Raw genomic sequence first — 11,811 nt, forward strand, 5'->3', positions numbered from 1 at the left:
CCCCCGCAACTGCGGGGGCAGGCTTTTCAGTATTTGGTCCCTTTTCGCCGATAATGTGACTTTTGTTACATCAGCGTGAACCGGGGCTCACCAGCTACAGAACAATGAGGCCCGTGGCGTTGGCGCGGGCTGCTTCGAAGCGCTTGGCGACGTCTGCCCAGTTGGCGATGTTCCAGAATGCCTTGACGTAGTCAGCCTTGACGTTGACGTAGTCCAGGTAGAACGCGTGCTCCCACATGTCCAGCATGAGCAGCGGAGTAGTGCCAACGGCGACGTTGCCCTGCTGATCGTAGAGCTGCTCGATGACCAGGTTGCCACCGATGGGCTCGTAGGCCAGGAAGGCCCAGCCGGAACCCTGCAGGCCGAGTGCAGCAGCGGTGAACTGGGCACGGAAAGCGTCGAACGAACCGAAGGCGTCCTCGATGGCGGCTGCGAGTTCGCCTTCAGGCTTGTCGCCGCCGTCCGGGGAGATGTTGTTCCAGAACACGGAGTGGTTGATGTGGCCGCCGGTGTGGAACGCAAGGTCCTTGGAGAGGCGGTTGATGTTGGCGAAGTCACCCGTTTCGCGGGCTTCTGCGAGCTGCTTGAGGGCGTTGTTGGCGCCTGCAACGTAGGCAGCGTGGTGCTTGCTGTGGTGCAGCTCCATGATTTTTGCCGAAATGTGCGGCTCAAGTGCTGCGTAGTCGTAGCCGAGCTCGGGCAGAACGTACTCTGTCACGAAATCCTCCAATGTAATGGACCGAAGTCCGGTTTGGTAACTCTCGTTGTGTTCATCCGGCCGGCAGGCCAGCCGGAAATCCTTGGGGAAGAAGCCTGCTCCTGCCGCCACCGGGAACAACCCGCCGCCGCCTCGCAGTATTTCCTCCGCACGCTCTCGATTCTATGGGCGGGAACTACTCGTCCATCATTTCCGGAGTCACATTTGCCTCAGTACCCGGAATTCCGAGATCCAGCGCGCGCTTGTCGGCCATCGCGAGCAAGCGACGGATCCGGCCCGCAATGGCGTCCTTGGTCATGGGAGGATCGGCAAGGCGGCCCAGTTCGTCCAGGCTTGCCTGCTTGTGGGCGACCCGAAGCTCCCCTGCGTACTTCAGGTGATCCGGAACGTCGTCGCCAAGAATTTCAAGCGCGCGGTCCACCCTGGCGCCTGCCGCTACGGCAGCCTGCGCCGAACGGCGCAGGTTGGCGTCGTCAAAGTTGGCCAGCCTGTTGGCAGTTGCCCGGACTTCCTTGCGCATGCGCCGCTCCTCCCAGACCATCAGGGCGTCGTGTGCGCCCATCCGCGTAAGGAGCGCCGCGATGGTGTCACCGTCGCGGATAACCACGCGGTCCACCCCGCGGACTTCGCGGGCCTTGGCCTGTATGCCCAGCCGGCGGGCAGCACCTACGAGTGCCAGCGCAGACTCGGGCCCTGGGCAGGTTACTTCCAGGGACGAGGAACGTCCTGGTTCAGTGAGGGATCCATGAGCCAGGAAAGCTCCGCGCCACACGGCTTCAGCATCTGCCGCGGACCCGTTGACCACCACGGAAGGCAGGCCACGAACCGGGCGCCCACGACCATCCAGAAGTCCTGTTTGCCGGGCCAGTGCCTCGCCGTCGCGGACGACACGGACCACGTAGCGGCTTCCCCGGCGCAGGCCGCCGCCGGAGACCACGATGATCTCGCTCTGGTGTCCGTAAACCTCGGCAATCGCGGCGCGCAGGCGCCGGGCAGTCGAGGCCAGGTCCACCTCGGCTTCGATGACGATTCGTCCCGAAATAATATGCAGGCCGCCTGCAAAGCGGAGCATCGCCGAAACCTCAGCTTTACGGACTGAAGATTTCTTGATGTCCAGCCGGGACAGTTCGTCCTTGACCGACGCGGTAAGTGCCATCGCGTATGTATTCCTAACTGTTCCCGAAGATATCGTGGTACGCCGCTGCCAAGAGCAGTGGATCATGGACGGGGCGGCGCCTCGAAGCCCCTACTCTACCCAACACCACTTCCGCACCGATCATCCCCGCCGCCTTCTCAAAGGCCTTGAGGTCCTGGATCGCAGCGGGGTCGGCGAGTACGACGTCGACGCTGAACTCCGGTGCGTAGCGCCGCAGGACATCCAAGTGGTCCGCCGCCGTCATGCCGGACGTTTCCTTGGTTTCGACGTCAAGGTTCATGGTGAGGCAGCGTTTGGCTGCGGTATCGCCCAGGGCCTGGCGAAGCTCCGGCAGCAACAAATGGGGCAATACAGACGTGTACCAGGATCCCGGTCCGAGGATGACCCAATCGGCGAGCTCGATCGCTGTGAGGGCCTCGGTGCACGCGCGTGCATCCTCGGGCAGCAGCCGCACTTCCTCGAGTTTTCCCGCAACTGCGCACTTCGCCTGGCCACTGACAGTCTGCAGTTCATGCCCTCCGCCGGGCAGCTCCACCCGGGCTTGGCCTTCAATGGTCAAAGGAACACTGGACATCGGCAGTACTTGGCCCCGCGCCCCCAGTAACGCTCCGGCCCATTTGAGGCCGGCCACGGTATCCCCCAGCAGCTCCCAGAGCGTGACGATGAGCAGGTTGCCCATGGCGTGATGATCCAGCGAGCCGCCCTTGGCGGTGCCCGCATTGAAGCGGTGCTGCATGACGTCCCGCCATGTCCGCCCCCAGTCGGTGTCGTCGCAGAGCGCACTCAGTGCCATCCGCAAGTCGCCGGGCGGGAGGACACCGTACTCGTCCCGGAGGCGCCCGGAGGAGCCGCCGTCGTCAGCTACTGTGACGATGGCCGTCAGTTCCGACGTCAACAAACGAAGGGCGGAGAGCGAGGCCGCAAGGCCGTGTCCGCCTCCGAGCGCAACCACGGAAGGACTTTTGTGTTGCTGGCTTCCCGGAACGCCTTTGGGCGGGATCAGCGGCAACGGGCCCGTCAGGACTCCCATTACTCACGCCCCAGGTCGCGGTGGGATGTTGTGACCGTAACGCGCGGATACTGGGCAAGGCGCTTGGAGAGTTCGACGGCGACTGCTACCGAACGGTGCTTGCCACCGGTGCACCCCACGGCCAGTGTGGCGTAGTGCTTGTTTTCCTGGCGGTAGCCGTCCAGAACCGGCTCCAGGGCCTTGACGTAACGGTCAACAAACTCCTGGACCCCATCGGCTGTGAGCACATAATCGCTGACGTCCTCATCCAGTCCTGTGTGGGGACGAAGCTGCGGAACCCAGTGCGGGTTGGGAATGAAACGGGCGTCGGCAACGAAGTTTGCGTCTACAGGCAAACCGTACTTGAATCCAAAACTCATGACGTTCAGCCGGAGCGTCACAGGTCCGGTATCGCTGAACAATTCAGTGATCGCTGTTGCAAGCCCGTGCACGTTGAATTCACTGGTGTCCAATACAACGTCGGCATGCTCCCGGAGTTCGCGCAAGACCTCCCGCTCAATGCCGATTCCGTCAAGGATCCGTCCCCCGCCCTGCAGCGGATGAGGGCGCCGGCCTTGTTCGAACCGGCGGACCAGGACTTCGTCGCTGGCATCGAGGAACAGTACCCGGAAGGTGATGCCTGTGGCGCTCAAGGCGCCCAGGGCTGTCTGGATGTCGGTGAAGAGGTCCTTGCTTCTAACGTCCACAACTACGGCCAGCTTAGGGATGGATTTTGGCGCGTGCGAGACGATTTCCGCCAAAGTGCCAAGCATCTGCGGAGGAAGGTTGTCCACAACGTACCAACCGTGGTCCTCCAACGCGTCCGAAGCGGTACTACGACCCGCCCCCGACATGCCGGTAACCACCAGCAGTTCCGCCTCCGGTGGCTTGACGGGCGTCAGTCCGTCCTGCTCCGCGCCGGCTCCTGCCGTTGCCTCATCCATCAGTGGTCCCCGTTTCCTTGGAAGTGGTTGTTACAGCCTGACCGGTGGCATCGCAGTCGCGGCCACCGGTCAAGTTCTTACCCTAGCTAAGATTCGAGGATTTCGCCGGTGGTCATGTTCACGGCGGGAGCGGCTTCACCTGCGTCTTCGCTGGATCCCAGATGCTGCACGACGGCAGCTGCCAATGCCGGACCGATGCCCTTGGCGGAGGTAAGTTCCTCCACGCTGGCCGCCTTGATCTTCTTGAGGGAGCCAAAATGCGCCACCAGGGCCTTGCGTTTGGCCTCTCCCAGGCCCGGAACGCCGTCCAGGGCTGAGACCGTCATGGCCTTGCCCCGCTTTTGCCGATGGAAGGTGATGGCGAAGCGGTGGGCTTCATCGCGGATACGCTGCAGCAGATACAAGCCTTGCGAAGTCCGGGGAAGGATCACCGGGAAGTCGCTGTTGGGCAGCCAGACTTCTTCGAGGCGCTTTGCCAGGCCAACCACATAGACGTCGTCGATGCCCAACTCCGCCAACGCACGGGCTGCGGCATTGACCTGTGGCTGGCCACCGTCCACCACAACCAGGTTGGGCGGGTACGCAAACTTGGCCTTGGGGGCCGGCATGGTGGGGTCCGACGGCGGCGCTTCAGTCCCGTTGGGAGCTGCGGCGGTGCCCACACGCGTTGGATTGATGATTTCGCCGGAGACAGGCACCTGGGCGGCCTTGTCCGTCAAGTAATGGCGGAAGCGGCGCGTGAGGACATCATGCATGGCGGCTGTGTCATCCGCTGCCGCTGCTCCCGTGATGGAAAACTTGCGGTAATCGGATTTCTTGGGCAAGCCGTCTTCTACCACCACCATGGACGCCACGACGTTGGTCCCCTGGACATGTGAAATATCGAAACACTCGATCCGGAGCAGCGGCACCGGAAGCTCAAGGGCCTCCTGAAGCTCCTGAAGGGCCAGCGAGCGGACGGTGATATCCCCGGCGCGGCGGGTCTTGTGCAGCTTCAGCGCTTGCTCGGCGTTCTCCCGGACCGTGGACATAAGCGCAGCCTTGTCACCACGTTGGGGTACGCGGATATCCACCTTGGCCCCACGGAGCCCGCCCAGCCATTCGCTGAGTTCGGCGTGGTTGCTCGGGTTCTCCGGGACCAGTACTTCCCGCGGGATGCGGCCCTGGACCTCGCTGTCTTCCCCGTAGACCTGCTGCAGCAGGTGCTCGATGAGTTCCGGCGTCGTGGCGTCTTCGACTTTCTCCACCACCCAACCACGCTGCCCACGGACCCGCCCGCCACGGACGTGGAAAACCTGCACCGAGGCCTCGAGCTCGTCTTCATGCAGAGCGAAGACGTCGGCGTCCGTATCCTCCGCAAGGACAACGGCGTTGCGCTCAAAGACCTTGCGCAGAGCGATGATGTCGTCCCTGAGCCCCGCGGCGCGCTCGTAGTCGAGTTCCGCGACGGCAGCCGCCATATCCTTTTCAAGCCGGCCGATGAAGCGCTTGGCCTCGCCGCCCATGAAGGCGCAGAAGTCCTCCGCCAGTTGGCGGTGCTCCTCCGGCGTCACGCGGCCAACACAGGGTGCCGCGCATTTGTCGATGTAGCCCAAGAGGCACGGGCGCCCGCTGGCTTGCGCCCGCTTCAAGACGCCCGCACTGCAACTGCGCACGGGGAACACGCGAAGGAGCGTGTCCATCGTTTCCCGGATGGCGCCCGCGGTGTAGGGGCCAAAATACCTCGTGCCCTTCTTCCGCTCGCCACGCATGACCTGCACCCTGGGGTACTTCTCCCCCATGGTGACGGCCAGGTAGGGATACGTCTTGTCGTCCCGGAAGACCACATTGAAGCGCGGCTTGAATTCCTTGATCCAGGTGTACTCCAGCTGTAGCGACTCCAGCTCGCTGCCCACCACGGTCCACTCCACGCTGCTCGCGGCATGCACCATCGCATGCGTCTTGGGTAGCAGCCCGGAGGGATTCGCAAAGTAGGAATTCAGCCTGGAGCGGAGGTTCTTGGCTTTGCCCACGTAGATGACGCGACCGTGGGGGTCGCGGAAACGGTAGACGCCCGGCGTGGTGGGAATTTCACCCGTCTGGGGCCGGTAACTTGCTGGATTTGCCACGATTCCAGTCTAGTGAACAGGACCGACAGCCAACGCCAGTCGCTCAGTCCACCGACTTGCTCTGGTTGTAGCTCGTGGAACGTTCCTGTCCGCTCAGGGCAGCGATGGCATCCATGATCTTGTCCGTAACCTGCCGGCGCGCAGGGAGGGAATGGTCCGGGCCCGTCTTGTCGAAGTAGAGCGGCTCGCCAACTTTCATAGTGAAGTGCTGGGGACGGACCGCGTTCTTATCCGCGGGCTGTAGTTTCTCTGTGCCTATAAGCCCCACGGGGATCACTGGTGCACCAGTGGTGAGCGCCAACCAACCCACGCCGGTCCGGCCGCGGTAAAGGATGCCGTCGCGGGACCGGGTGCCCTCAGGGTAGATGCCAATGCCTTTTCCGGCCTCCAGGATGTCCAGGAGGGTCTTGAGCGCCTGCACGCTTGCTGCCTGCTCACCGCGTTCCACCGGGATGGAACCGACGGCTTCGAAGAAGGACTTCATCACAGCGCCTTTGACGCCTTTCGTGGTGAAGTATTCCGCTTTGGCGAAGAACGCAACCGGACGCGGCATGAGCGCCTGCACAATGACGCTGTCCAGGAAAGAGAGATGGTTGGGCGCCACGATGAACGGGCCTTCTTTGGGCACGTTCTCCAGTCCAATGACCGTAGGCCGGCACGTGGTGGAGATCAGTCCACGGGTAGTCCAGCGGATCGCATCAAAGACTGCCATCGTTTTGTACCTCGCTCAGGGCTGCCGCGCGGACAGCGTCAAGTTCTTCAATCTTGGTTCGCAATTCAAGGGCAGTGCCAACCACGGCCACCGCGCCGGCATCCTCCAACTCGCCGTCGGGGGCGAAGCCCCAGCGAACACCAATGCAATCCAGTCCGTTGGCCATCGCACCGGCGACGTCCTGGTGCCGGTCCCCTACCATCACTGCGGGCTGCGAGTGGAGGTCCGCCAAGGCTGCGCCAACAATCTCGATCTTGCCGGAAGCAGAATTGGCCGCCAGCGACTCATCGTCAGCAGCTCCTCGAATGGATACAAAGAAATCCGAAATACCGTGATGCTCAAGGACTACCCGGGCAATACCTTGCGGCTTCTGGGTTGCTACGGCAACGGCCCGTCCTGTTTCGGCGAAGAATTCAAGGAGGTCGAAGATTCCCGGATACAACTTACTCTGGCCAATACCGGTTTCCTTGTAATGCCGCCGGTAGCGGGAAATGGTTTCATCGACCAATTCCGTGGGCACATCCGCCAAATGCAGCAATGCGTCGCTGAGCTTGGGGCCAACCATGGCATTCAGCAAGGCCTGTTCCGGAACTGGGAGGCCCATTTCGCGCAGGGCTGCGGATATTCCTCCCGTGATACCACCGGCTGGATCGACAAGGGTGCCGTCCAGATCGAAAATTACGGGCACCGTTGTTTGAGTCACCGGGTTAGTTTCTCACGAGTAGCGGCATGCCTGAAACTCGCATGCCGCTACCGGAATACTTCGGTCGTCCTGAAGATATTTCTTTGGGCGTTTCCCGAGCAGTCGAGCCGTTAGCCCAGAATTTCCGCAAGGAACGTTGCGGTGTGGCTGTCAGTGGACTTGGCGACCTGCTCAGGTGTGCCGGTGGCGACGATCTTTCCTCCGCCTGAACCACCGTTCGGTCCCAGATCCACAATCCAGTCCGCAGACTTGATGACGTCCAGGTTGTGCTCGATGGTGATCACAGTGTTGCCCTTGTCCACCAGCCCCTGCAGAACCATAAGTAGCTTCCGGATGTCCTCGAAGTGCAGGCCCGTGGTGGGCTCGTCCAGAACATAGATGCTGCGACCGTTGGACCTCTTCTGCAGTTCGGCGGCCAACTTCACGCGTTGTGCTTCACCACCGGAGAGCGTTGTAGCTGGCTGGCCGAGCCTGACATAGCCAAGGCCTACATCCACCAAGGTGTTCAGATGCCTTGCTATCGGGGTGAATGCGGCAAAGAATTCCGCACCTTCCTCAATAGGCATGTTAAGGACGTCGGCGATGGTCTTTCCCTTGTAATGCACTTCAAGGGTTTCCCGGTTGTACCGGGCGCCGTGGCACACCTCGCAGGGAACATAGACGTCCGGCAGGAAGTTCATTTCGATCTTCAACGTGCCGTCGCCGGAGCACGCTTCGCAGCGCCCACCCTTGACGTTGAACGAGAAGCGGCCGGGCTGGTAGCCACGGACTTTTGCTTCAGTGGTTTCAGCAAACAGTTTTCGGATGTTATCGAACACGCCTGTATAGGTTGCCGGGTTGGAGCGCGGCGTGCGTCCGATGGGGCTCTGGTCTACGTGGACCACCTTATCCAGGTGCTCGAGCCCGTTCACGCTCCGGTGACGGCCTGCCACCTGCTTGGCGCCGTTGAGCTTGTTGGCAAGGACCTTGTAAAGGATCTCGTTCACCAACGTGGATTTGCCCGAACCACTGACGCCGGTCACGGCCGTAAACAGCCCCAGCGGGAAGGTGGCATCCACGTTGTCCAGGTTGTTTTCCCTGGCACCGATGACCTTTAGTTCACGCTTCTTGTCATATTTGCGGCGCTTGGCCGGGATGTCGATCTTGCGGCGCCCGGACAGGTAGTCGCCGGTAAGGGAGTCCTTGTTTTCCAGGAGCTCCTTGTATGTACCGGAATGCACCACCTGGCCGCCGTGCTCGCCGGCGCCAGGTCCAATGTCAACCACCCAGTCCGCCTCATGAATGGTGTCCTCGTCATGTTCCACCACAATCAGGGTGTTGCCGAGGTCCCGCAGGCGGGTGAGCGTCTCGATCAACCGGCGGTTATCGCGTTGGTGAAGGCCGATGGACGGCTCGTCCAGGACGTAGAGCACTCCCACCAGACCGGAACCAATTTGCGTGGCAAGGCGGATACGCTGGGCTTCGCCGCCGGACAACGTACCGGAAGGCCGTTCCAGGTTCAGGTATTCAAGCCCCACGTCCAGAAGGAACGTCAGGCGGGCCTGGATTTCCTTCAGGACCTGGTGGGCAATCTGTGCCTCGCGGTCCGTCAAGGTCAGACTACCCAGGAACGCTGCACATTCACGCATGGGAAGGGCCGCTACTTCAGCGATCGACTTTCCATTGATCAGAACCGACAACGAAGCTGGGTTGAGTCGCGCGCCGTTGCACTCGGGGCAGGGAATCTGACGCATGTACTCTTCGTACCTGTCCCGGGCCCAATCCGAGTCAGTTTCTCCGTGCTTGCGGTGCACATACTGGATGGCACCTTCAAAGCCGGTGCTGTACTTGCGTTCGCGCCCGAACCGGTTCCGATACTGGACGACGACCTTGTGGTCCTTGCCGTGCAGCACAGTGTTCCGGACATCCTTGGGCAGTTTCTCCCACGATGTGTCCATGGAGAAGCCGAGCTCATGGGCCAAGCCCTCCAGGAGACGGTTCCAGTACTCAGTGGTGGCGGTGCCCAGCGACCATGGAGCGATAGCACCCTGTGCCAGGGAAAGCTCAGGATTGGGAACAATCAGTTCCTCGTCCACTTCAAGCCTGGTCCCAATTCCACTGCACGCGGAGCAGGCGCCGAAGGGGTTGTTGAACGAGAAGGACCGGGGCTCGATTTCATCAATTGCCAGTGGATGCTCGTTGGGGCATGCGAGGTTCTCGGAGAAAGCGCGGATGCGTGCGGGGTCCCCGGCATCAACGTCCACGAATTCGATCAGTACCCGGCCTTCCGCCAACCCCAGTGCCGTTTCAATGGAATCCGTGAGCCGCTGGCTGATGTCTTCCTTGACCACCAGGCGGTCCACCACTACCTCGATGGTGTGCTTGAACTGCTTGCCGAGCTTGGGAGGCTCGCTGAGCTGGACCAGTTCGCCATCCACCCGCGCACGCGAATATCCCTTGGCGGTCAGTTCCTTGAAGAGGTCCACGAACTCGCCCTTGCGGCCGCGTACCACGGGAGCGAGGACCTGGAAGCGCGTGCCCTTTTCCAGTTCCAACAGCTGGTCAACAATTTGCTGTGGGGTCTGCCGGGCAATGGGTTCGCCACAGACAGGGCAGTGCGGACGGCCCACACGCGCCCAGAGCAGACGCATATAGTCGTAAATTTCGGTGATGGTGCCCACTGTGGAACGAGGGTTCTTGCTGGTGGACTTCTGGTCGATCGACACTGCCGGCGACAGGCCCTCAATGAAGTCCACGTCCGGCTTATCCACCTGGCCCAGGAACTGTCGGGCATAGGCGGACAGCGATTCCACGTACCGCCGCTGCCCCTCGGCGAAGATCGTATCGAATGCAAGGGAGGACTTGCCTGAACCCGAGAGGCCTGTGAACACGATCATCGCGTCCCTGGGCAGGTCCAGATCTACATTGCGCAGGTTGTGTTCCCGTGCACCCTTGACGACGAGCCGGGACAAGTCCGGCCTGGTGGGCTTGGTGTCGGGAACGGCGGATACGCTCTTCAGGGCATCGATGGCTGCATCTTCAGCTAAGGCTTTGGGCACCTACCAATGCTAATCGAAAACTTCTTCGAATTTCCATGTCGTGCCTCACACACTACTGATCGGTATCAATCGGCGTCATAAGCGGCGGCAAGAAGCTGTACAGCCTCCGCGAAAGAGGCTCCTTGGGCCTTGGCCGCAGCGGCATACTGGCCGGCAACTTCGGCCAGCGCACCCCAGCGGTCATCCCGCGCGCAGACTATGGTGCCGTTGCGGCCCCTCGTGGCGACTACGCCCGCAACCTCCAGCTCCTTATAAGCCCTGGCCACCGTATGCGGGGCCACGTCCAGCACGCCAGCCAGGTTCCGGACCGGCGGAAGTTTTGCTCCAACTGCGAGGACCCCGGAGTCTGCCAGTTCGATGATGCGCAGCCTTAATTGCTCAAAAAGGGCCACTCCGCTGCTGGTGTTGGGGCGCCAACTGCCAGGAAACCCGTCCATGGCAGTCATCGCGAACACCGGCCAGGTGCCGGCACCAATCCGGGGGTTAGCTCAATGAAGCGTCCTTGGTCCATGTCGAGAATTAGACCAGCGACGCGGAAAGGGTACAAGCCACCGAGGGCTGGAAACTTGATTGCTACGCGTCCCAACGGGTCCCGCCCGCTCATGTGTCTTTCCGGGCCACTCATGTGTCTTTCCGGGCCACTGCGAAGATACGGCGGAACGGGAACACTGTTCCGTGTCTCGTCGCCGGATAAGCCTCCCGCAGCAAAGCAGAGTATTCCTTCTCGAAGTCGGCGGCATCCCCTGGAGGCAAAGCTGCAAGCACCGGCCGCAGTCCGGTGCCACGCACCCATTCAAGGACCGGATCCTTGCCCGGTAGTACCTGCTGGTAGGTAGTTTCCCAAGCGTCAGCGGCACAACCGGCGTCGAGCATGATCCCCAGGTAATCCGCAGGACTACCCACAACGCCATCATGCCGAAGAACACCGCCAAGGCGGGAGGACCACTTGGGTGACTCGGCGAGCTCCCTCATCAACGCATGCGAAGGGGAAGTGAAGTTTCCCGGTACCTGCAGCGCGAACCACGCACCCGGTTTAAGGCCACGCAACCACCCAGCGAGCATGTCCTGATGCTTTGGAACCCACTGGAGTGCGGCATTGGTGACCACGACGTCTGTCTCCTGGTCGGGCTGCCAGCTGGCGATATCAGCCTTTTCGAATTCCAGGTTGGCAAATTGCAGGGCCTGGCTGGCTGCCTTCGCAAGCATCTCCGCTGAGGAGTCCAGGCCGACGATGCGGGCGCCAGGCCAGCGGACTGCCAGAGTCGCGGTGAGGTTCCCAGGGCCGCATCCAAGGTCCACCACTTTCCGCGGACCCCGGGCCTGAACCCTGCCCACGAGGTCGTGGAAGGGCCTATCCCTGTGATTGCCAAACTCCACATACTTGGACGGATCCCACCTCATATAACCCTCCTTGCGTTTGGCA

10 protein-coding genes are annotated in these 11,811 nt (G+C 61.7%); all 10 read right to left on the minus strand.

Going from position 1 to position 11,811, the window contains the following annotated elements:
• Positions 1-94 precede the first annotated feature (94 nt).
• Complete coding sequence (locus ACZ5G6_RS13260) at positions 95-718, minus strand: superoxide dismutase (protein ID WP_223932880.1); 624 nt, start codon at positions 716-718, stop codon at positions 95-97.
• Positions 719-893: 175 nt separating this feature from the next.
• Positions 894-1,874: a DNA-binding protein WhiA gene (whiA, locus tag ACZ5G6_RS13265; RefSeq protein ID WP_018777554.1), complete on the minus strand. Its 981-nt coding sequence runs from the start codon at positions 1,872-1,874 to the stop codon at positions 894-896.
• 13 nt (positions 1,875-1,887) lie between these two features.
• Positions 1,888-2,904 carry a gluconeogenesis factor YvcK family protein gene (locus ACZ5G6_RS13270; RefSeq protein ID WP_223932881.1) on the minus strand — a complete coding sequence of 339 codons (1,017 nt, stop codon included), beginning with the start codon at positions 2,902-2,904 and terminating at the stop codon, positions 1,888-1,890.
• The gene (rapZ, locus tag ACZ5G6_RS13275; RefSeq protein WP_223932882.1) at positions 2,904-3,827 is read right to left on the minus strand and encodes an RNase adapter RapZ; all 924 of its coding nucleotides are present in this window, start codon (positions 3,825-3,827) and stop codon (positions 2,904-2,906) included. Before rapZ ends, ACZ5G6_RS13270 begins: the two co-directional genes overlap by 1 nt.
• An 86-nt stretch (positions 3,828-3,913) precedes the next feature.
• Positions 3,914-5,935 carry an excinuclease ABC subunit UvrC gene (gene uvrC, locus ACZ5G6_RS13280; protein ID WP_498685908.1) on the minus strand — a complete coding sequence of 674 codons (2,022 nt, stop codon included), beginning with the start codon at positions 5,933-5,935 and terminating at the stop codon, positions 3,914-3,916.
• 43 nt (positions 5,936-5,978) lie between these two features.
• A complete protein-coding gene (locus ACZ5G6_RS13285; protein ID WP_223932884.1) occupies positions 5,979-6,647 on the minus strand; it encodes a lysophospholipid acyltransferase family protein in 669 nt (222 codons plus the stop codon).
• Positions 6,634-7,350 carry an HAD hydrolase-like protein gene (locus ACZ5G6_RS13290; RefSeq protein WP_498685909.1) on the minus strand — a complete coding sequence of 239 codons (717 nt, stop codon included), beginning with the start codon at positions 7,348-7,350 and terminating at the stop codon, positions 6,634-6,636. The genes ACZ5G6_RS13285 and ACZ5G6_RS13290 overlap by 14 nt, the downstream gene beginning before the upstream one ends.
• Positions 7,351-7,460: 110 nt before the next feature.
• Positions 7,461-10,388 (minus strand): excinuclease ABC subunit UvrA, encoded by a 2,928-nt coding sequence (gene uvrA, locus ACZ5G6_RS13295; RefSeq protein WP_498685910.1) that lies wholly within the window; start codon positions 10,386-10,388, stop codon positions 7,461-7,463.
• Positions 10,389-10,453: 65 nt separating this feature from the next.
• Positions 10,454-10,834, minus strand: a complete 381-nt coding sequence (locus ACZ5G6_RS13300) for a GntR family transcriptional regulator (RefSeq protein WP_223932887.1) — start codon at positions 10,832-10,834, stop codon at positions 10,454-10,456.
• A 175-nt stretch (positions 10,835-11,009) separates the two neighbouring features.
• Complete coding sequence (locus tag ACZ5G6_RS13305) at positions 11,010-11,789, minus strand: trans-aconitate 2-methyltransferase (RefSeq protein ID WP_223932888.1); 780 nt, start codon at positions 11,787-11,789, stop codon at positions 11,010-11,012.
• Positions 11,790-11,811 lie beyond the last annotated feature (22 nt).

This window comes from Arthrobacter sp. TmtSoilC51 (genome assembly GCF_055388015.1).

Bases quoted from the DNA above. Each gene is read 5' to 3' on its own strand.
- whiA (WP_018777554.1), bottom strand. From the start codon at position 1,874: ATGGCACTTACCGCGTCGGTCAAGGACGAACTGTCCCGGCTGGACATC.
- ACZ5G6_RS13270 (WP_223932881.1), bottom strand. From the start codon at position 2,904: ATGGGAGTCCTGACGGGCCCGTTGCCGCTGATCCCGCCCAAAGGCGTT.
- rapZ (WP_223932882.1), bottom strand. From the start codon at position 3,827: ATGGATGAGGCAACGGCAGGAGCCGGCGCGGAGCAGGACGGACTGACG.
- ACZ5G6_RS13285 (WP_223932884.1), bottom strand. From the start codon at position 6,647: ATGGCAGTCTTTGATGCGATCCGCTGGACTACCCGTGGACTGATCTCC.
- ACZ5G6_RS13300 (WP_223932887.1), bottom strand. From the start codon at position 10,834: ATGACTGCCATGGACGGGTTTCCTGGCAGTTGGCGCCCCAACACCAGC.
- ACZ5G6_RS13305 (WP_223932888.1), bottom strand. From the start codon at position 11,789: ATGAGGTGGGATCCGTCCAAGTATGTGGAGTTTGGCAATCACAGGGAT.